Origin of the sequence: Klebsiella sp. A-Nf5 (assembly GCF_002810545.1) — a bacterium.
In the GTDB taxonomy this organism is placed as follows: Bacteria; Pseudomonadota; Gammaproteobacteria; order Enterobacterales; family Enterobacteriaceae; genus Klebsiella; species Klebsiella variicola.
In genome coordinates this window covers 19,489-40,428 of record NZ_PIOG01000267.1, presented here as the reverse complement: position 1 = coordinate 40,428, position 20,940 = coordinate 19,489, and the positions used below count along the sequence as shown (strand labels likewise).

The following is a 20,940-nucleotide window of genomic DNA, read 5'->3' as shown; positions in this document are numbered from 1 at the left end:
CAAAGGGGACGAACCCGGCGCCAAATAACGTAGGCCGGATAAGGCGCGAGCCGCCATCCGGCACAAACGCGGCACGGTGCCGGGTATATTGCCCGGCGGCGCTGCGCTTGCCGGGCCTACGAAGAAGATGAACCAGGCACCAAATAACGTAGGCCGGATAAGGCGCGAGCCGCCATCCGGCACAAACGTGGCACGGTTCCGGGTATATTGCCCGGCGGCGCTACGCTTGCCGGGCCTACGAAGGGGGCGAACCTGGCGCCAAATAACGTAGGCCGGATAAGGCGCGAGCCGCCATCCGGCACAAACGCGGCACGGTGCCGGGTATATTGCCCGGCGGCGCTGCGCTTGCCGGGCCTACAAGCCCTGATAACCATTTGATGTATAAATACATCTGTAGCCCGGATAAGGCGCAATGCGCCGTCATCCGGGGGACAGGCAGATTAATCGTTCTGCGCGGTCTGCGCGCCGCCTTTCAGCATCGCCTCTGCCATCTGCGCTTCGCGCTGCTTTTTATAGCTCAGCGCCGAGGCGGGTACCGGCATCACCTTCCCGGTCTCGATCCAGGTCCGCAAGCGGCTGGCGTCGGCGAAGTGGGTGTATTTCCCGAAGGCATCCATCACCACCAGCGCCACCGGGCGTTGGTTAATCACCGTACGCATAATCAGACAGTGGCCGGCAGCATTGGTGAAGCCGGTTTTGGTCAGCTGAATGTTCCAGTTATCGCGATACACCAGATGGTTGGTGTTGCGGAACGGCAGGCTGTAGGCCGGATGGGCGAAGGTGGCAGTCTCTTCTTTGGTGGTGCTCAGTTGGCCGATCAGCGGATACTGCTCGCTGGCGATCAGCAGTTTGGACAGATCGCGGGCGGTAGAGACGTTATGTACCGACAGGCCTGTCGGCTCCACGTAGCGGGTATGGGTCATGCCCAGCGCCTGCGCTTTGGCGTTCATGGCGCGAATAAAGGCGTCGTAGCCGCCCGGGTAATGATGCGCCAGGCTGGCGGCCGCGCGGTTTTCCGAAGACATCAGCGCCAGCAGCAGCATTGTGCGGCGGCTGATTTGACTGTTGAGCCGCACGCGGGAGTAAATCCCCTTCATTTCCGGCGTCTGGCTGATATCCACCGTCAGCATCTCATCCATCGGCAGATGGGCATCGAGCACCACCATGGCGGTCATCACTTTGGTGATCGACGCCATCGGGCGCACCAGATCCGGCTGGCTGGCATAGATGATTTTTTTGCTCGCCAGATCGACGATTATGGCACTGCCGGAGGCGATATCCGGCTGCGAGGCGGCAACCGCCGCGGAGGTTTTTGCTAACGCCTGGGGCGCAAAAGGCACAGCCAGTAGCAAGGTCAGGCTGAGCAAAGAGACTCGAAATTTCGGCATCATGGGCATTCTGAAAAGTATTTTTGCACGTTATGGAACGTACGCCGCGAGGTTAAGTGGGCAACATCGCTGGCAAACGCCATCATACCGCGCCGTAAGGCCCTGTGCCTAATAAGAATCGTGAAGAAATGCTGCATTGCCGACACAAAATACATATTTGCCGGCAATGCATAATAACCCGAGACGTCCGATCAGAAGAGTCGGTAGCCATACCCCCACAGTAACACAGTGATCGCCAGCAACACTTCCAGCACCAGTACCCCGATGGCCAGCGTCGAACTGGCGAAGCTTAACCCCTCTTCCCGGTTAATGCTCAGGAAGGTCGGGATGCCCAGGTAGAGCAGATAGCCGGTGTAAAACAGCGCGATGGTACCGATAAGCGCACACAGCCAGACCAGCGGATAGAGCGCCACAATCCCGCTCAGGAACAGCGGCGTGGCCACATAGCCGGCAAACACCATGCAGCGTTTCAGCGAGGGTTGCTGCGGATATTGCCTGGCCATCCACCAGATAACCCGTCCCATGATCGCCACCCCGGCCAGCATCACGGCGTAAAACAGTACCGCCAGCGCCAGACCGGTCAACATCGACAGTTTAATAACGGTGCCGTCGCCGAAGTTCCAGCCCAGCTGCGTAGTGCCGATAAAGGCGCACACCACCGGAACCGCCGCCATCAGCAGCACATGGTGCGTATAGTGATGAGAAATGGTTTCATTCTCGCTCTTTATCACGCTCATCTCCCGGTTGGGATGAGCGAAGAGCCCCCAGACATGGTTCATAGCGTCCCCCTTGTCACGGCTTCGTACTGCACTGATCCAAGTATAATTCACCCTACAGATTATTTTGTGTACAGCGCAAAAAATCTGCGTCACCGCGTTTTGGTCAGCAGGGTGTATGATTAACAGGTGATGAGGTAAGGAGATAAGCTTTTTATGGATATTAATCACCTGATTTCCCAGTATGGCTACGCGGCGCTGATCGTCGGCAGCATAGCGGAAGGTGAGACCATTACCCTGTTGGGCGGCGTCGCAGCGCATCAGGGGTTACTGAAGTTTCCCCTGGTGGTGATCGCCGTCGCTCTCGGCGGAATGATTGGCGATCAGCTGCTCTATCTGCTCGGCCGCCGCTTCGGCGGGCGCATTCTGCGCCGTTTCGCCAGCCAGAAGGCGCGAATACGTAAAGCGCAGCGCATGATCCAGCACCGGCCGTGGCTGTTTGTCATCGGCACCCGCTTTATGTACGGCTTCCGGGTTATCGGCCCCCTGCTGATCGGCGCCAGCCGCCTGTCGCCACGGGTTTTCCTGCCGCTCAATGTCCTCGGGGCGCTGGTATGGGCGCTGCTGTTTACCACCATTGGCTATCTCGGTGGCGAAGTGATCGGCCCGTGGCTGCATCATCTGGACGCGCATCTGAAACACTGGATCTGGCTGATCCTCGCGGTGGGACTGGTGGTCGCCGCCCACTGGTGGCTCAGGCGGCGAGAAAGAAAGAAGAAAGACTAAGCGGCGCACCCGCAGGCGCGCCGTTGCGCCGGTTATTTCACGCTCTGGTGATAGCCGCCGCCGAGAGCAGAAGTCAGCTGAATGCTGGCGTCAATCCACTGGCCGTGCAGGCGCAATGCGGTAATGCGCTCCTGCAGCGCCGGGAGCTTCGCCATACTGACTCTGGAGCCGGGTAAGATCCCCGCCGCCATTCGGGCCTGCGCCAGGTTCACCACCCGCTGGGCGTCTTTTTCAACCTGCTGCTGCTGCTGGCTTTTGGCCATCAGCGTCTCGACCTGGCTGGCGGTTTTCGCCACCTGGTTGACGGCATCCACCACCGCTTTGTTGTACTGCGCTATCGACAGGCTGTTCTGCGCGCTGGCGATATCCAGATTGGCATTGAGGCGACCGCTGTCAAAGATCGGCAGCGTCAGCCCGGCGGTGACGCCCATCTGCTGCGCCGAGTGACGGAAAAGATCGCTTAAGTGCAGGGCATCCTGCTGCAGGAACGCCATCAGATTGATGTCCGGATAAAACGCCGCTTTCGCCGCGTCCACTTCGCTCAGCGATGCCTCAATGTACCAGTGAGCGACCTGCAGATCCGGGCGGCGCGCCAGTAGCTCATAGCCGAGGGTATCAGGCAGCTGCGCGCTGACGGTCGGCAGGCTGACCGGTTTGAGGTTCAGCGACTGACTCTGGCTGTTGGTCAGGGCCATCAGACGCGCTTCAATCTCTTTCATTGTACCCGCGACGTCCGCCAGCTGCTGGTCGGTTTTGCTGACGTTAATATCATTCTCCGCCCCTTCGGCGGAGTTGGTGATCCCGCGCTGCAACAGCGCCTTGTCGACCGTCACGATATTATTTTGCTCACTCTTCACCTGCTGCAGCACGGCTTTAATCGCCGCTTCCGTCTGCCACTGCCAGTACAGACGCGCCACGCTGCCGGAGAGCAGCTCGCGGGTCTGGGCCTGCTCTGCCACCTGAGCTTTCAGCTCGCCGATACGGGCTTTTACCAGCGCGCGGTTTTTGCCCCACAGGTCCAGATCCCAGCCGGCGGTCAGGCCGAAGGTGCCGTTGGTGTACCACGGGCCGGTGTTGCCGTCGGTGTCGGTGGCGAACGGCCCCATCAGGCCTTCAGCGGACATTTTCTGCCGTTCGATATCGGCGGAGAAATCCATCTCCGGGCCAAGATTCGCCTGCGACATTCGCGCCTGCGCTTCGGCAAGCCTGATGCGCTGTTCGGCAATTTGCATATCCGGCGCATTAGCGAGTGCGCGCTGAATCAGATTATCCAGTTGGGCATCGTGGTAGTCTTTCCACCAGTCGGTCTGCGGCCAGCCATTTTTCACGGCAGCAGGGAGATCCATGGAAACATGGGACGCCGGAATTTGCTGCTGCGGCGGATGAGCAATCTCATGTGATGGCGCGCAGCCAGCCAGCGCGATGGCCAGGGGCAATGCCGCCAGCACGCTTTTATTTAATATCAATTTCATTAGACAGGTCAGATAACTTAATCAGGTTGGTTATCATAAGTTAATTGAATTAAACGCGTTTAGTAAAGCGTGTGACTAAATTATTAGTTAGCTAAAAATAAACAACCTTATCAATTCAAGGGATGAATATGAGCCAGAATATTTATGACGATCCGCACTTCTTTGCCGGCTATGCGACCCTCGATCGCTCGGTGAAGGGGTTGGATGGCGCACCGGAGTGGCCTTCCCTGCAGGCGATGCTGCCGCCGATAACCGGTTTGCGGGTGGTGGATCTCGGCTGCGGCTACGGCTGGTTTTGCCGCTGGGCGCAGCAGCAGGGAGCCAGCCAGATAACCGGTTTCGATATCTCCCAGCGGATGCTGGCGCAGGCGCGGGAAATGACCCGCGGGGATGAGATTGTCTACCGCTTCGCCGATCTGCAAACCCTGACGCTGCCCGCCAACAGCTGCGATCTGGTCTACAGTTCGCTGGCGCTGCATTACTTACCGGACATCGCCCCGCTCTTCGCCACGCTGCATCAGGCGCTGGTCCCGGGCGGCATCCTGGTCTTTTCCGCCGAACACCCCATCTATACCGCGCCGCTGCAACAGGCATGGCAGGTGAATGAGCAGGGGAAAAAAAGCTGGCCGGTCAGTCACTATCAGCAGGAGGGCGAGCGGGTCAGCAACTGGTTTGCGGAGGGCGTCATTAAACAGCACCGCAAACTCTCAAGCTGGATAAACGCGCTTATCGCCGCGGGTTTTGTGCTGGAGCAGCTGGATGAGTGGGGGCCGAGCGCCGAACAGATTGCCCAACAGCCCGCCCTGGATGAAGAGAAAGAGCGTCCGATGATCTTTTTACTGCGCGCGCGTAAACCGGGCTAATCCCCCGCCCGGCGATGGCCGGGCGGGCATCCTTTACGCTTTCAGGCTGGCGCCACGGCTGGCAATCACCTCTTTATACCAGTTAAAACTCTTCTTCTTACTGCGCGCCAGGGTGCCGGTACCGTCATCATGGCGGTCGACATAGATAAAGCCGTAGCGCTTCGACAGCTCCGCCTTCGAGGCGCTCACCAGGTCAATCGGCCCCCAGCTGGTAAAGCCCATCAGCTCAACGCCATCGTCAATGGCTTCCCGCGCCTGCACCAGATGGTCGTTCAGGTAACTGATGCGGTAGTCATCGTTAATGCTGCCATCGGCCTCCACCTTATCTTTGGCGCCCAGACCGTTTTCCACGATAAACAGCGGCTTCTGATAGCGATCCCACAGCACATTCAGCAGCGTGCGCAGGCCCAGCGGGTCTATCTGCCAGCCCCACTCCGAGCTCGCCAGGTGCGGGTTGGGCACCATGCTGAGAATATTGCCGCGCGCCTGCTGGTTCAGCGCCTCGTCGGCGGTGACGCAGCCGGTCATGTAGTAGCTAAAGGAGATAAAGTCGACGGTGGTTTTCAGCGCTTCACGATCGGCGTCGGTAATGGTGAGCGTGATGCCATTGTCGCGGAAAAAGCGCAGCATATAGCCCGGGTACGCGCCGCGCGCCTGTACGTCGCCGAAGAACTGCCAGCTGCGGTTCTCCTGCAGCGTCTCAAACACATCTTCCGGTTTGCAGCTCAGGGGATACATCAGCCCGCCGAGCAGCATATTGCCGATTTTGCCCTCAGGCACCAGCTCGTGACAGGCTTTAACCGCCAGGGCGCTGGCCACCAGCTGGTGGTGAATCGCCTGATACACCTCGCCTTTGCTGCTGCCAGCCGGCAGGCCGACGCCGGTCATCGGGGCATGCAGCGACATATTGATTTCGTTAAAGGTCAGCCACAGTTTGACCTTATTTTTATAGCGGCTAAACACCGTGCGGGCGTAGCGCTCAAAGAAGCCAATCACCTCCCGGCTGCCCCAGCCGCCGTAGTTTTTCACCAGCGCCCACGGCATTTCATAATGCGACAGCGTCACCAGCGGGGTGATGTTGTGCTTCGCCATCTCGTCGAACAGCTTGTCGTAGAACGCGAGGCCGGCGTCGTTGGGCTCGGCGTCATCGCCGTTGGGGTAGATGCGGGTCCAGGCGATGGACACCCGCAGGCAGTTAAAGCCCATCTCGGCGAACAGAGCGATATCTTCCGGGTAGCGATGGTAAAAATCGATCGCCACATCCTTAATACCGCTGTCGCCGGGTACGCGCTCGACCACCTCACCGAACACACCATGCGGCTGCACATCGGAGGTGGATAAGCCTTTGCCCTCTTCAAGATAAGCCCCTTCCACCTGATTCGCCGCGGTCGCGCCGCCCCATAAAAAATCCGCCGGGAATGTTTTCATCTCTCTCTCCTGTGATTAATGGCTGACTGACAACAGCGGCTGACCGGCTTCGACGGCGCTGGACGCCACCGTATCAATCTCCCGGTAGTCGTCGCTGTTGCTGATAATAATCGGGGTCGCCAGGTCGTAACCGGCATCCAGAATCGCCTGACGATCAAACTCAATCAGCAGATCGCCGGCCTGCACCCTGTCACCTTCTTTGACATGCGCGGTAAACGGCACGCCGTCGAGTTTGACCGTGTCGATGCCGACGTGGATCAGCAGCTCAATGCCGCTGTCGCTCTGCAGGCCAATGGCATGTTTAGTCTGAAACAGGGAGGCCACTTCGCCCGAGAATGGCGCAATCACTTTGCCCACCGCCGGGATAATGGCAACCCCTTTACCGAGTAAGCCGCTGGCGAAGGTGCTGTCCGGCACTTGATCGAGGTCGATAACGCTGCCGCTCATCGGCGCCAGAATGTCGTTTGCCGAGGCCGGGGCTACCGCCACGGCGCCCTGTGCGGCGCTGGCACGCGGCAGGCCAGCGAAGAAGGTCAGCAAGCAGGCGAGCACGAAAGCCACGCCGGTGCCGATAAGCCCCCCCCAGACGCTGGCGTCAATGCCGCCAGGCGGGATCATCTGCGCCGGGAAAAAGATATTCGGCACACCGAACGAGTAAGCATGGCTATTACTGAAGGCAGTGATCGCCCCGCCGATGGCGCCGGCGATACAGCCGAAGATAAACGGACGACGCAGCGGCAGGGTCAGACCGTAGATAGCCGGCTCGGTGATGCCAAACAGCCCGGCAGAGAAGGCGGAACCGGCCAGCATCCGCTGACGCGCATCGCGGGTGGCCAGCAAAATCCCCAGAACCGCCCCCACCTGGGCAATCACCGCCGGAAGGATAATCGGCAGCATGGAGTCATGGCCGAGCACCGTCATGTTATTGATCATCAACGGCACCAGCCCCCAGTGCAGGCCGAAAATAACGCACACCTGCCACATGGCGCCCAGTACCGCGCCCGCCAGCCATGGCGCAAACGCGTAGATAAACTGGTAGCCGTTGGCCAGCAGGTGACTCAGCCAGGTGGCGACCGGGCCAATCACCAGAAAGGTAAGCGGGACCACCACCGCCAGGCAGATCGCCGGGGTGAAGAAGTTTTTCATCGATGACGGCAGCAGCGCGTTGCTCTTACGCTCCAGCCAGCAGCAGACCCACGAGGCGAGAATAATCGGGATCACTGACGAGCTGTAGTTGATAAAGGTCACCGGAATGCCGAGAAAGTGTTCCACCGCCGCGCCCGGCGCCTGGCTGGCCTCAAAGGCCTGGATCATCAGCGGGTGGGTTAACGCCCCGCCAATCACCATCGAGATAAACGGGTTACCGCCAAACTTCTTCCCGGCGGTATAGCCAAGAAACAGCGGGAAGAAAAAGAACAGCGCGTCGCTGGCGGCAAACCAGATTTTATAGGTCCCCTGCTCTGGCGTGAGCCAGCCGCAGGTCACCGCCAGCGCCAGCAGGCCTTTCAGCAGACCGGTCGCCGCCATCACGCCGATAAACGGCGTAAAGATGCCGGAGATGATGTCGATAAGCTCGCTTAACACCGAGCCTTTTGCCGTTTTCTCCTCGGCAACCGGCTCGCTGTCATCGCTCAACCCCGCCTCCTGGCGCACCGTCTGCCAGACATCATGGACATGGTTGCCAATCACCACCTGAAACTGGCCACCGCTCTCCACCACCATAATGACGCCCGGATTGGCCTTCAGCCCTTCGGCATCGGCTTTGCCGTTATCTTTCAGTTTAAAACGCAGACGTGTCGCACAGTGAACCAGACTCACAATGTTCTCTTTGCCGCCGACGCGGTTGAGAATATCCTGCGCGAGTGCTTTATATTCCATGCTCTTTTCCTTACTGCCGCTGCCCGCAGACAACCGGCGACTGAGTAGTAAAAAATAAAAAAACCCGAGAACCACGCCGGTGGGCGTCGCGCTCAGGTTTTGCCTGCATCATGCAGTAACAATCCAGTTTTGTTGGGGGTATTAACGCCCCTCTTTTCTTACCCGTTCGATATGAATGGCAAGAAACATAATCTCTTCGGTGGTCAGCGACCGCTGGTACTGCTTTTGCAGATGCGTCGCCACCGTTTCCGCACACTTCCACGCTTTGGCGTAGTTATCTTTCACCGCGCTGTGCAGCGAGACATCGTCATCTTCCACCACCGTGCGCGTCAGCATCCGCTGGGCGAAAAATTTCAGATGGGTAACGAAACGCTGATAGCTCAGCGACTCCTCGTCGTAATTCAGCTGCAGCTGATACTTCACCAGTTGCAGGATCTCCTGCATCACCCGGGTCACGTGCATGACCTCCGGCATTTCGCTGTTGAGCTGCGCCGTCACCAGATGCAGGGCGATAAATCCGGCTTCATCCTCCGCCAGCTCCACGCCAAGCCTTTTGGCAATAATGGCCCTTGCCTCCTGGCCCAGCGCGAACTCCTTCGGATACAGCCGCTTAATCTCCCACAGCAGCACGTTACGCAGTGCGATGCCCTTTTTCTGCCGCTCGATAGCAAAATGACAGTGATCCGTTAATGTGATGTACAAGCTTTCCTGTAGCTTGCCCAGCCGCCCGCGTGCCAGTTCGATAATGCGATCGCAGGTGGTCATCACTTCTAACGGTATCTGACTGAGTAACTCACCTAAGCGGCCTACCAGTTCATCGCTCTGTAAGGCGAAGACTTTTTCAATTTTACTGTCGTCCAGCACGTCGCCCGGGCGTTTCTGAAAGGCCAGCCCTCGCCCCATCACCACCTGTTCGCGCCGGTGCTCGTCGAGAACCACCACCACATTGTTATTGAGTACTTTGGCGATTTGCATATAGACCCCAGAAACAAAAAAACCTGACCCCCGACGAAACGCCAGGTGATCAGGTTTTGCCTGCCGCAGCAGTTGCAATCCAACACCCGCACTGTAACAACTTCTGCTGCGCGCTCAACCTGACAAGTGAAAAAACGTGATTAAGATCGCGACTATCAGAAAGTCACCACCGTTTTCCACTCCACCACCCACGCATCCTGGGTCTGCGCGACGCCGCCCGGACGGTGCCAGTACTGCAGGCCCGGCTGCAGCTCCAGCCAGGAAACCGGGCGGAAGCGATAATAGAGCTCGCCGTTCAGTGAATGACCGGCCACCGGCTGGTAAGCCGGATCGTTATAGTCGGTGGCCCCGCTGATCTGGTTCATATAGCGCTGGTTGCGTGCGTAGTGGCTGCTCATGTCGATCCACGTCAGACCAAAGCCAATCCAGTCCTCCGGGCGGGCGTCAAACAGCCCGCGGTAGCGCATTGAGGCGGCGACGGCGGAGTGGATATAGTTGCTGCGCTGGTCGCTGAGGCTGCCGCTCAGCGAGACGCTCATCCCCCGCAGCGGGTCGTCGGCGTGGCGAGTGATCTGCTGGTTCAGGCCGGCGTACATAAACCAGGTGCTGTCGTGCTCGGCGTAGCCTTGCGGATCGGTCGCCCCGGCGCCGCCGGATTTGCCGCTGTAGAGATCGGTTTGCGGTGCATTAGTCCAGACCACACCCAGGTTATAGGCTCCCGGCAGGCCATTAATCAGCGGACGGGTTTCGATCTCCATCGGCAGTAAAATGCCTTTGCTGCCCTTCGTCGACCAACTCCAGGCGTGGCTGCGCGCGGTAGCCTGCGGGTTTTGCTCCATCACCCCGCCTTTCAGGGTGACCGTCGGCGTCAGCTTGTACTCCAGGGTGGTGCCCCAGGTGTGGATGTTCCAGTTATTCCAGGTCAGCGAGTTGGCCGATTTACCACCGCACTGTGTCAGCAGCTGAAAATCGCAGGGTATGATCTGGTCGAAGGTTTGCACCTTGTTCATCATGCCGATGCGCCAGGTCAGGCGACGGTCGTCAAAGCTGCGGGCAAAGGTCAGCCAGCCGAGGCGGGTGATCGACCCGCCTCCCCAGCTCTCCTGCGACAGATCGTTGAAACTCACCCGCGGATCCTGCAGCCGTTTCGTGGTGAGGTTATCATCGTGGTTACGGTTGACGATGTTGCCTTCGAGACGCGCATCCGGTATGCCGGTCCAGCGCTCCAGATCCTGGGTAAAGGTCAGCGCCACCTGGTCAATATAGGCCAGGTGTTTATCATGGTCATAACCGCCGCCGGCGTTGTATGCCATCTCGTTAAGGTACCCGAGATTATAATGAAAGCCGTTCTCTTCGAGGATCGGACGAATGCCCAGCATATCGCCCAGCAGCCCTTGCTGCCCGGCTTCGAACCCCAGCACGCTGCCGTTCCACGCCGGGGTTTCCGCGGCGCTCACGGCAGGCACCATTGCCGCCAGCGCTGCGCCGATCAAAAGCTGATTTATTTTTTTGTTATGCATTGTGATATCCACCGTGACTGAATAAAAACAAAGGGGATCCCCAGGCTATTTATTTACCTGTTTTCTTTTTTAAAAAATGAATGGCAAGGGGCGTCCGCCGGTAATAAAACCGCGACGATGCCAGAGAAAGCGTTAATTACAATTCATTGTTTTACATCATCATTTTTTCACCATTAAATTTTTGCCAAAAAAAAACCTAAGCACTTTCCGCCACGAATGACGAAAGTGCTTAGGTTTTGCCTGGGTTCAGTAGCAATCCTGAATTGATTGACCGCACATTATCACTTTATTCAACTCATGCCTACCAGCAATAGGCAGGCAAGTAATAATATGTGAAGCAAATAACAGTATGGCGTTTAATAGCGGGCAATGGCCGCCGCTATTTCAGCAGAGGTTTGCAGGGCACGAATTTCATTAAACAGGGTCAGCGCCTCGCTATATTCCTTGCGTAAATAGCCTAACCACTGCTTAATTCTCGCCACATGATACAGACCGGTGTCGCCCTGCTTTTCCAGGCGGGTATATTTTTGCAACAGCTGGATCACCTGCGGCCACGGCATCCGTTGTTCATTGTATTTGATCACCCGGCTGAGGTTCGGCACGTTGAGTGCCCCGCGGCCAATCATCACCGAATCGCAGCCGGTGACGGCCATGCAGTCCTGGGCGCTTTGCCAGTCCCAGATTTCACCGTTGGCGACCACCGGGATAGTCAGGCGCTGGCGGATCTCGCCGATCGCCTGCCAGTTGATGCGTTCGGCTTTGTAGCCATCTTCTTTGGTGCGGCCGTGAACCACCAGCTCGCTGGCCCCGGCCTGCTGCACCGCATCGGCGATTTCGAAGCGCCGTTCGCCGCTGTCCCAGCCGAGTCGCACCTTGACGGTCACCGGCAGATGATCGGGAACCGCTTCGCGCATGGCTTTCGCACCGCGATAGATCAGCTCCGGATCTTTCAGCAGCGTCGCCCCGCCGCCGCTGCCGTTCACCAGCTTAGACGGACAGCCGCAGTTTAAATCCACACCCCACGACCCCAGCGCCACCGCGCGGGCGGCGTTTTCCGCCAGCCACTCGGGATATTGTCCCAGCAGCTGGACGCGCACGCGGGTGCCGGACGGCGTGCGACTCTGGTGATGCAGTTCCGGGCACAGCCTGTAGAACGATTTTACCGGCAGCAGTTGATCCACCACGCGCAGAAATTCGGTGATGCACAGATCGTAATCGTTAACCTCGGTCAGCAGCTCGCGCACCAGCGAATCGAGCACGCCTTCCATCGGCGCCAGTAGAACACGCATATCGTTACCCGGAAAAAAAAGAGGCGCTATGGTAGCGCCTCCGGACACTGGTGGAAAGCGCTCAATGCGTCCGGCCCGCCGTACGCTGTTCCCCGTTCGGCGAATGCGGCAAAGCGAGGAGATAATCTCTATGCTTTACAGGAGTCTGCGGCGTCTCATGCCGCCTTTGTTTGCCGCGCCTCGTTCAAAAAGGTAGCGTGGGGCCCGATATACCCTAAGCTGCGAGCTGTCGGGTCCTGCCAGGAGAGGCTATTGTTCCCGTACGCTATCAGCGCTATGCGTAGAATTCATGATGTGATCGGTAGCACATTTTAGGGATTAATTGTATGATGAATGTACTTCATCAAGGGTTATTACCATGAGTAAATCGCTGACTATTATCTGGCAGTACCTGCGGGCCTTCGTCCTGATTTACGCCTGCTTATACGCCGGAATTTTTATCGCCGGGCTGCTGCCCATCACTATCCCCGGCAGCATCATCGGCATGCTGATCCTCTTCGTGCTGCTGGCGCTGCAAATTATGCCGCCGCAGTGGGTCAATCCTGGCTGCAATATCCTGATCCGCTATATGGCGCTATTGTTCGTGCCGATCGGCGTCGGCGTGATGCAGTACTGGGATCTGCTGCGCGCCCAGCTGGGGCCTGTGGTTATCTCCTGCGCCATCAGCACCCTGGTGGTATTCGTGGTGGTGAGCTGGAGCTCTCACCTGGTGCATGGCGAACGTAAAGTGATTGGGCAAAAGGAAAAGAAAAATGATGCATGAAATCTGGTGGTCGCTGCCGCTAACCCTGATCGTCTTTTTTCTCGCCCGCAGGCTGGCGGCCCGCTTTAAGTTCCCGCTGCTCAACCCGCTACTGGTGGCGATGGTAGTCATAATTCCGTTTCTGCTGCTGACCGGGATCTCCTATGAGCGTTATTTTGCCGGCAGCAAAGTCCTGAACGATCTGCTGCAGCCGGCGGTGGTCGCGCTGGCCTTTCCACTGTATGAGCAACTGCATCAGATCCGCGCGCGCTGGAAATCAATCATCACCATCTGCTTTATCGGCAGCTGCGTGGCGATGATCACCGGTACTACCGTCGCCCTGCTGATGGGCGCCACGCCGCAAATCGCCGCCTCTATTCTGCCTAAGTCAGTCACTACGCCGATTGCCATGGCGGTCAGCGGCAGCATCGGCGGCATTCCGGCCATCAGCGCCGTGTGCGTGATTTTTGTCGGCATCCTCGGCGCGGTATTCGGCCATACGCTGCTTAACCTGATGCGCATTCGCACCAAAGCATCACGCGGCCTGTCAATGGGTACCGCCTCGCACGCCCTCGGCACCGCCCGCTGTGCGGAACTGGACTATCAGGAAGGGGCGTTTAGCTCGCTGGCGCTGGTGCTGTGCGGGATCATCACCTCGTTGATGGCGCCGTTCTTATTTCCGCTGATCCTCGCGGTGGTGGGATGAATTGTGATTTAAGTCACATTTTTTAATGCAACAAATCAAAGTTGCATAAACAATGAGATATTCATCACATATGAGACCGCGGGACGCCCGTACACTGGCTTCCCATTACATTGTTATGAGGCAACGCTATGCACTCACGTTTTCAAGCTGCTTTGACGACTCTGGCAGCAGACCTGCAGGCAGCCATCGCCCCGATGCTCGCCGACCCGCACTTCCCGGCGCTGCTCGAAGCCGATCAGGTGGCGACGCTGCAGCAGGCGACAGGTCTGGACGAAGACGCGCTGGCCTTTGCGCTACTGCCGCTTGCTGCCGCCTGCGCGCGCGCCGACCTTTCTCATTTTAACGTCGGGGCTATCGCCCGCGGCGTCAGCGGCCGCTGGTACTTTGGCGGCAATATGGAATTTCTCGGCGCGACCATGCAGCAGACCGTTCACGCGGAACAGAGCGCCATCAGCCACGCCTGGCTGCGCGGCGAGACCTCCCTGCGCGCTATTACGGTGAACTACACGCCGTGCGGCCATTGCCGTCAGTTTATGAACGAACTGAACAGCGGACTGGCGCTGCGCATTCATCTGCCGGGCCGCGAAGCGCATGCCCTGGAGCACTATCTGCCGGACGCCTTTGGTCCGAAAGACCTGGAGATCAAAACCCTGCTGATGGATGAACAGGACCATGGCTTCCCGGTGAGCGGCGATGCCCTGACCCAGGCAGCCATTCAGGCCGCCAACCGCTGCCATGCGCCCTACAGCCACTCGCCTTCCGGCGTGGCGCTGGAGCTGAAAGACGGCACCATTTTCAGCGGCAGCTATGCGGAAAACGCGGCGTTCAATCCGACGCTGCCGCCGTTGCAGGGGGCGCTGAATCTCCTGAGCCTCAATGGCTATGATTATCCCGATATCCAGCGGGCAATCCTGGCGGAGAAAGCCGACGCGGCGCTGATCCAATGGGATGCCACCGTCGCCACCCTGAAGGCGCTGGGCTGCCAGAATATCGAGCGGGTGCTGTTAGGTTGATCAGCCTGAGCAGATTGCCGGATGACGGTTTCGCCTTATCCGGCCGACCTGCTATACCGTGATGTTGTCGGGTGGCGCTACGCTTACCCGACCTACGGTTCGCGCCATGGCGAGCTGAAGCTCTCTATGTCGGGTGTCGGCTCACGCCTTACCCGACCTGCGTTCGGCGATCTGTCTATATTGCTGAAAATCCCCGCAATCAAACGCGGGTTTCTTGCGCTTACCCGACGGGTAAAGTAGCCTGAAGACTCCGTTGTCTATTATTGAGCCAAGTTCATGTTAAAGCGTGTGTTCTACAGCCTGTTAGTCCTGCTCGGCCTGCTGCTGTTGACCGTGCTGGGCCTTGACCGCTGGATGAGCTGGAAAACCGCGCCCTATATCTATGATGAGCTGCAGGACCTGCCCTATCGTCAGGTCGGCGTGGTGCTGGGCACCGCCAAATATTACCGCACTGGCGTCATCAATCAGTATTACCGCTACCGCATCCAGGGTGCGCTGAACGCCTACAACAGCGGCAAGGTCAACTATCTGCTGCTGAGCGGCGATAATGCTCTGCAAAGCTACAATGAACCGATGACCATGCGTCGGGACCTGATTAAAGGCGGCGTCGATCCCGCCGATATCGTGCTGGACTATGCCGGCTTCCGTACGCTCGACTCGATTGTCCGCACCCGTAAAGTGTTCGACACCAACGACTTCATTATCATCACCCAGCGCTTCCACTGCGAACGGGCGCTGTTTATCGCCCTGCATATGGGGATCCAGGCCCAGTGCTACGCGGTGCCATCGCCGAAGGATATGTGGAGCGTAAGGCTGCGCGAGTTCGGCGCCCGTTTTGGCGCGCTGGCGGACCTCTATATCTTCAAACGGGAACCGCGCTTTCTCGGCCCTCTCATCCCGATTCCGGCTCAACAGCATGACGTACCGGATGACGCCCAGTCCTACCCGGCAGTCACTCCGGAGCAGCTGCTGGAGCTGCAGAAAGAAAAGTAGCCTCCATCAACGCATTCGTTTCAGATATAAAAAACCCGCGCCAGGCGCGGGTTTTTTATGCGTTCAATCTTATTTCTTACGGGCGTATTTCAGGGAGTCCAGCGCCACGGCGAAGATAATAATCGCCCCCTTAATGATGTACTGCCAGTAAGGGTTGACGCCGATATAGGTCAGGCCGTAGTTGATGACGGTAAAGATAATCACCCCGGTCACCACGCCAAACACTGTCCCTACCCCGCCGCTGAACGATACGCCGCCCACCACGCAGGCGGCAATGGCGTCCAGTTCATACATAAAGCCGAGGTTATTGGTCGCCGAGCCGATACGCCCGGCTTCCAGCAGGCCGCCGAAGGCGTAGAACACGCCGGAGAGGGCATAGATCATCAGCAGGTTCAACGCTACGTTAACCCCGGAGACTTTCGCCGCTTCCGGGTTACCGCCGATAGCGAAGATGTTTTTACCAAAACGCGTCTTGTTCCACAGGATCCAGACAAAGAAGACGGCAATCAGCGCGTAGAAGGTAATGTAGGACAAGCGGAACGAGCCCAGCGCCACAAACCCCTGGGCGAAATGGGAGAAGTGGCTGTCAAAACCGGAGATCGGCGACGCGCCCACAAAGTCGTAGTACAGCGAGTTAATACCGTACACGATGATCATGGTGCCGAGGGTGGTAATAAACGGCGTCACGTTCAGGTAGGCGATGACAATCCCGTTAATCAGGCCGATGACCGCCCCGATGGCGCACACCAGCAGGATCACCAACGGGATCGGCATGGTCGCCATATCCGGGAACACCTTGTTGGCATTATCCACCGCCTGCAGCATGGTGGCGGCAATGACCGCGGCCAGTCCCACCTGACGTCCGGCGGAGAGGTCGGTCCCCTGCGTGACGATAAGTCCGGCCACGCCCAGGGCAATAATAATACGCACCGAGGACTGGGTCAGAATATTACTCAGGTTGAGCAGACTTAAAAATGTCGGATCCTGGAAAATAATAATGGCCAACAGGACCAGAAGGACGACATATATCCCACCCTCTTTCAGGTAAGTGAGAAAACTCTTTTTATTTAACGCACTCATGTGAAGCCCCTGATCTTAAAGGTGCAATGACGCAAGACGCAGTATCTCGTTTTGCGTGGTGGTTTTAGTCTCAACAATGCCCGCGACAAGGCCATTGCTCATCACCAGAATGCGGTCGGTAATCCCCAGCAGTTCCGGCATTTCGGAAGAAATAATAATGATCCCTTTGTCTCTTTTAGCCAGCTCGGCAATCAGCTGGTAGATCTCGAATTTGGCGCCGACGTCGATACCGCGCGTCGGCTCATCCAGCATCAGGATCTCCGGCTGGGTCAGCAGCCAGCGGCCTATAATGACCTTTTGCTGGTTACCACCGGAAAGCGAACCGATCTGCGTATGCTGGCCGGGGGTTTTAACGCGCATCGAGTCAATAACCCACTGGGTGTCGCTCTTCATTCGCGAGTTATCCAGCAAGCCGAGGCTGTTTTTATATTTCTTAATATTGGAAATCAGCGAGTTAAAACCGATATCCAGATAGGCGTAAATCCCGGTGGACCGGCGCTCCTCGGTCACCAGCGCAAAACCGTGGTTAATCGCCTCATTGGCGCTGTGGTTGTTGATCTTCTTACCGTGCAGGGTGATGGTGCCGCTGGCCTTCTCACGGATCCCGAACAGCGTCTCCACGATATCGGTGCGTTTAGCGCCCACCAGGCCGGCGATACCGAGAATTTCGCCTTTATGCAGGTCGAAGGAAATATCACGAATGGACGGCTGGCGCAGCGACGTCAGATTGCGCACCTCGAGGATCACTTCGCCTGGGGTGTTTTCACGATCCGGGAAACGCTGATTGAGCGAGCGCCCGACCATCATGGCGATGATCTTGTCCATATCCAACCCTTCCAGCGGCTGGGTGGCAATCCACTGGCCGTCGCGCAGGATGGTAATTTCATCGCACAGCTGGAAAATTTCTTCCATCTTGTGCGAGATATAGACGATACCGCAGCCGCGATCTTTCAGCTTGCGGATGATCTTAAACAGATGGTTGACCTCTTTTTCCGTCAGCGATGACGTGGGCTCATCCATGATGACGATTTTAGCGTCATAGGAAAACGCCTTAGCGATCTCAATCATCTGCATCTGGGATACCGATAAGGTGCCGACGCGGGCGCGCGGGTCGATATCAATATCCAGTTCATCAAAAATCGCCTTGGTATCCCGGTACATTCTCTCCTGATCGACGAACATGCCTTTAGTTGGATAACGCCCAAGCCACATGTTATCCATGACCGAACGCTGTAATACCAGGTTTAATTCCTGATGCACCATCGATATACCGTTTTCCAGGGCTTCTTTCGCCGAATGGAAATCGATCTCTTTTCCCTGAAAAAGAATGCTACCGGAATCTTTTTGATAGATCCCAAAAAGGCATTTTAATAATGTCGATTTGCCGGCGCCGTTCTCACCCATTAACGCATGAATGGAGTGCGGACGAACCTTCAGGTTGACATTATCAAGAGCCTTGACGCCAGGAAACGATTTGTTGATGTTGGTCATCTCCAACAAATACTCGCCTGACAGTTCGCTATTATTGCTGACCATAGTTATACCTGGCTGCGTTCATGCACGCCCCGTCCGGCGCAATAACGCCAGCAGGAGTCTGGTTCTGTATCAGGAATAATCGGGCGTGGATGAACCACGCCCGCAACTCACATCACGATTATTTGCCGGTAAACTGGCTCAGGTTGTCTTTATCGACGCCCACGTAAGGTACGCGAACAATTTTGTTGTCAATTTTCCAGTTGGTGCCCGCCGCGGCTTCTTTACCTGCTGCAAGGTTTTTCGCCAGATCGAAGGTTGCTTTCGCCTGGTTGTTGGCATCGTTCAGCACGGTACCGGCCATCGCGCCGGATTTCACCAGCGCCAGCGCTTCTGGCAGGGCATCAACGCCGAATACCGGAATGCTGCTCTTGTTGTGCGCTTTCAGCGCTTCAACCGCACCCATCGCCATGGCATCGTTATTGGCGATCACCACTTCAATCTTGTTCGCATTCGGGCCGGAGAGCCAGGCGTCCATTTTGTCTTTCGCCTGCGCGGTATCCCACATGGCGGTATCCAGCTGCAGCTGTTGGGTCTTCAGACCTTTATCATTCAGCTCTTTGATAACGTAGGTGGTACGCGCTTCCGCATCCGGATGGCCCGGCTCGCCTTTCAGCAGGACGAACTGAATCTGGCCATCTTTGTTCAGATCCCAGTTCGGGTTGGCTTTCCAGTGCTTGGCGATCAGATCGCCCTGAATAATCCCGGACTCTTTCGAATCGGTACCGACGTAATAAGCTTTGTCGTAACTATCCAGTGCTTTGCGGGAAGGCTCTTTGTTGAAGAACACCACCGGAATATTCTGCCCGCGCGCTTTTTCGATCACCGTTCCCGCTGCCGCCGGGTCAACCAGGTTAATCGCCAACGCCTTCACGCCTTTCGCCAACAGCACGTCAATCTGATCGTTTTGTTTCGACTGGTCGTTCTGCGAATCATTCATCAGCAACTGGACGTCAGGCGCGGATTTGCCATCTTTTTCAATCGCCTTACGCACCACCGACATAAAGTTGTCGTCATATTTATAAATCGTCACGCCGATACGGGTATCTGCTGCGTGTGCTGCGGCGCCAAATAACAGACCAGCCATTACAGCAGACAGGGTAAACACCTTCTTATTCATGGAATCTCCGGTTTTATTATGCAGGGTCATTATTGTGAAAAAGTGCGGGCGGGATTTGTTGCATTAGTGTTACCGCACAACGCATTTCACGACGAAAATTCGGTCTTCCGTGTCGGGTAACGCTCCAGAAAAATACGACTCTAAAACTCGTTTAACGCCTTGTTCCTACTTAAAAAAGTGAGGATAACCCATCACCTCGTGGTTCAGACTGGTAAACGCTGCCATCATAATCAGGCGAATGTTAATATACTGTGAATTTACTCACAAATTGAAAGCGGTTACATCCCATCACCGCTTCAGTTAGTGATCGGCCCCACAGTTTGCCGCTGGGCAACGGAATGACGGCGCACCAGCGTCGGCATAAAGCAGTGCGTTGCCTCGCGATCCAGCTTGCCGGCCGCCCCCAGCAGCGCCAACTCGGTGGCCAGTTTCGCCATCGACATCACCGGATAGCGCACGGTGGTGAGCTGAGGATCGGTGTAACGGGAAATAGGAATATCATCAAAGCCAATCAGCGACAGATGCTGCGGCACGACAATGCCGTTGTCCTTCAGCGTCGTCAGCGCGCCGGCCGCCATGCTGTCGTTATAGGCAAACACTGCGGTGAGACCGAGATTACGCCCCAGCAGTTCGACCATCGCCGCTTCGCCGCCCTGCATATCCGGGGAGCCAGAACCGACCCAGCTATCCGGGGCGATGATGCCCTGCTCCTGCAGCGCTTTGCTCCACCCTTCCCGGCGCATATCGTCATCTTCAATGCCGTGATTCGAGGAGAGGTAGCCGATGCGCTGGTGGCCGTGATTGAGCAGCATGCGGGTGGCCATCAGCGCGCCGCTGACGTTGTCGAGCCCGACGCAGCGATGGGCAAAGCCCGGCACGATGCGGTTGATCAGCACCATCCCCGGGATATGTTGCATAAAGTCGCTCAGTTCATCATCGCTGAGCGCTTTCGAATGGACGATCAGCGCCGAGCAGCGCTGGCGGATCAGCACCTCGATGGCGTGGCGCTCTTTTTCTGCCTCGTGATAGCTGTTGCCGATCAGCACATACTTCTGATGCTGCTGGGCGACGGTATCCACCGCTTTCACCAGCGCGCCGAAGAAGGCGTCGGAGACGTCCATCACCACTACACCGATGGTATCGCTCACCTGGGTGGCCAGTGCCTGGGCGTTGGCGTTGGGCCGGTAGCCCAGTTGGGTCACCGCTTTCATCACGGCGTCGCGCGTATCCGGACTCACCAGCGCGCTGTTGTTCAGCACCCGCGACACGGTGGCCACGGATACGCCCGCCTGGCGGGCGACATCACGAATGGTGATCATACTCTGCGACCTTAAGAGAATTACAGCACGTCACATTCACCTCCTGTGCTCAGCAAGGAGGCTATTCTGGCAGCGACCCACGGTCCGCTACGTGAGTGAAGTCACACGGCTGGAAACGT

At 57.3% G+C, this 20,940-nt stretch carries 18 protein-coding genes and 1 pseudogene; 7 read left to right on the top strand and 12 right to left on the bottom strand.

Going from position 1 to position 20,940, the window contains the following annotated elements; genetic code table 11:
• Positions 1 to 440: 440 nt before the first annotated feature.
• Complete coding sequence (pbpG, locus tag CWM53_RS25125) at positions 441 to 1,391, bottom strand: D-alanyl-D-alanine endopeptidase (RefSeq protein ID WP_165784241.1); 951 nt, start codon at positions 1,389 to 1,391, stop codon at positions 441 to 443.
• 188 nt (positions 1,392 to 1,579) lie between these two features.
• Entirely contained in the window at positions 1,580 to 2,167 is a 588-nt protein-coding gene (locus CWM53_RS25120; RefSeq protein WP_100729467.1) for a Yip1 family protein, read from the bottom strand.
• A gap of 153 nt (positions 2,168 to 2,320) precedes the next feature.
• Here CWM53_RS25120 and CWM53_RS25115 point away from each other — a divergent pair, with 153 nt between their 5' ends.
• On the top strand, positions 2,321 to 2,890 hold the full coding sequence (locus CWM53_RS25115; RefSeq protein ID WP_061153879.1) for a DedA family protein: 570 nt from the start codon (positions 2,321 to 2,323) through the stop codon (positions 2,888 to 2,890).
• Between the two features lie 32 nt (positions 2,891 to 2,922).
• Here CWM53_RS25115 and mdtQ read toward each other — a convergent pair whose 3' ends face one another.
• Positions 2,923 to 4,362: a multidrug resistance outer membrane protein MdtQ gene (gene mdtQ / locus CWM53_RS25110; RefSeq protein WP_074388051.1), complete on the bottom strand. Its 1,440-nt coding sequence runs from the start codon at positions 4,360 to 4,362 to the stop codon at positions 2,923 to 2,925.
• A 128-nt stretch (positions 4,363 to 4,490) separates the two neighbouring features.
• Between mdtQ and CWM53_RS25105 the strand changes: the two genes are divergently transcribed.
• The gene (locus tag CWM53_RS25105; RefSeq protein ID WP_100729468.1) at positions 4,491 to 5,225 is read left to right on the top strand and encodes a class I SAM-dependent methyltransferase; all 735 of its coding nucleotides are present in this window, start codon (positions 4,491 to 4,493) and stop codon (positions 5,223 to 5,225) included.
• A gap of 33 nt (positions 5,226 to 5,258) precedes the next feature.
• Here the strand turns inward: CWM53_RS25105 and CWM53_RS25100 are convergent, their stop codons facing one another.
• The 5 genes and pseudogenes from CWM53_RS25100 to dusC form a co-directional block, all read right to left on the bottom strand.
• Entirely contained in the window at positions 5,259 to 6,653 is a 1,395-nt protein-coding gene (locus CWM53_RS25100) for a glycoside hydrolase family 1 protein (protein ID WP_074388049.1), read from the bottom strand.
• A 15-nt stretch (positions 6,654 to 6,668) separates the two neighbouring features.
• A pseudogene (gene bglF, locus CWM53_RS25095) lies at positions 6,669 to 8,643 on the bottom strand (PTS beta-glucoside transporter subunit IIABC).
• 29 nt (positions 8,644 to 8,672) lie between these two features.
• The gene (bglG, locus tag CWM53_RS25090; RefSeq protein WP_074388047.1) at positions 8,673 to 9,506 is read right to left on the bottom strand and encodes a transcriptional antiterminator BglG; all 834 of its coding nucleotides are present in this window, start codon (positions 9,504 to 9,506) and stop codon (positions 8,673 to 8,675) included.
• Between the two features lie 155 nt (positions 9,507 to 9,661).
• Complete coding sequence (locus CWM53_RS25085) at positions 9,662 to 11,026, bottom strand: carbohydrate porin (protein ID WP_074388046.1); 1,365 nt, start codon at positions 11,024 to 11,026, stop codon at positions 9,662 to 9,664.
• A 356-nt stretch (positions 11,027 to 11,382) separates the two neighbouring features.
• Positions 11,383 to 12,315, bottom strand: coding sequence for a tRNA dihydrouridine(16) synthase DusC (dusC, locus tag CWM53_RS25080; RefSeq protein ID WP_074388045.1), 933 nt, complete (start codon positions 12,313 to 12,315; stop codon positions 11,383 to 11,385).
• A gap of 358 nt (positions 12,316 to 12,673) precedes the next feature.
• Here dusC and CWM53_RS25075 point away from each other — a divergent pair, with 358 nt between their 5' ends.
• The 5 genes from CWM53_RS25075 to sanA all read left to right on the top strand — a co-directional run bounded on the left by CWM53_RS25075 (position 12,674) and on the right by sanA (position 15,769).
• Positions 12,674 to 13,078, top strand: a complete 405-nt coding sequence (locus CWM53_RS25075; protein ID WP_004201620.1) for a CidA/LrgA family protein — start codon at positions 12,674 to 12,676, stop codon at positions 13,076 to 13,078.
• A complete protein-coding gene (locus CWM53_RS25070) occupies positions 13,068 to 13,763 on the top strand; it encodes a CidB/LrgB family autolysis modulator (RefSeq protein WP_008804035.1) in 696 nt (231 codons plus the stop codon). Before CWM53_RS25075 ends, CWM53_RS25070 begins: the two co-directional genes overlap by 11 nt.
• A gap of 128 nt (positions 13,764 to 13,891) precedes the next feature.
• On the top strand, positions 13,892 to 14,776 hold the full coding sequence (gene cdd / locus CWM53_RS25065; RefSeq protein WP_074388044.1) for a cytidine deaminase: 885 nt from the start codon (positions 13,892 to 13,894) through the stop codon (positions 14,774 to 14,776).
• Between the two features lie 21 nt (positions 14,777 to 14,797).
• On the top strand, positions 14,798 to 15,016 hold the full coding sequence (locus tag CWM53_RS25060; RefSeq protein WP_074388043.1) for a hypothetical protein: 219 nt from the start codon (positions 14,798 to 14,800) through the stop codon (positions 15,014 to 15,016).
• Positions 15,017 to 15,052: 36 nt separating this feature from the next.
• Positions 15,053 to 15,769 (top strand): outer membrane permeability protein SanA, encoded by a 717-nt coding sequence (gene sanA / locus CWM53_RS25055; RefSeq protein ID WP_004201624.1) that lies wholly within the window; start codon positions 15,053 to 15,055, stop codon positions 15,767 to 15,769.
• A 69-nt stretch (positions 15,770 to 15,838) separates the two neighbouring features.
• On the opposite strand, the gene mglC is transcribed toward sanA, so the two are convergent.
• The 4 genes from mglC to galS all read right to left on the bottom strand — a co-directional run bounded on the left by mglC (position 15,839) and on the right by galS (position 20,821).
• A complete protein-coding gene (mglC, locus tag CWM53_RS25050) occupies positions 15,839 to 16,849 on the bottom strand; it encodes a galactose/methyl galactoside ABC transporter permease MglC (protein WP_002912871.1) in 1,011 nt (336 codons plus the stop codon).
• Between the two features lie 15 nt (positions 16,850 to 16,864).
• Complete coding sequence (mglA, locus tag CWM53_RS25045) at positions 16,865 to 18,385, bottom strand: galactose/methyl galactoside ABC transporter ATP-binding protein MglA (RefSeq protein ID WP_100729469.1); 1,521 nt, start codon at positions 18,383 to 18,385, stop codon at positions 16,865 to 16,867.
• Positions 18,386 to 18,503: 118 nt separating this feature from the next.
• Positions 18,504 to 19,502, bottom strand: a complete 999-nt coding sequence (gene mglB / locus CWM53_RS25040; RefSeq protein WP_074388041.1) for a galactose/glucose ABC transporter substrate-binding protein MglB — start codon at positions 19,500 to 19,502, stop codon at positions 18,504 to 18,506.
• 296 nt (positions 19,503 to 19,798) lie between these two features.
• Positions 19,799 to 20,821, bottom strand: a complete 1,023-nt coding sequence (galS, locus tag CWM53_RS25035; RefSeq protein WP_012967553.1) for an HTH-type transcriptional regulator GalS — start codon at positions 20,819 to 20,821, stop codon at positions 19,799 to 19,801.
• Positions 20,822 to 20,940: the final 119 nt, after the last annotated feature.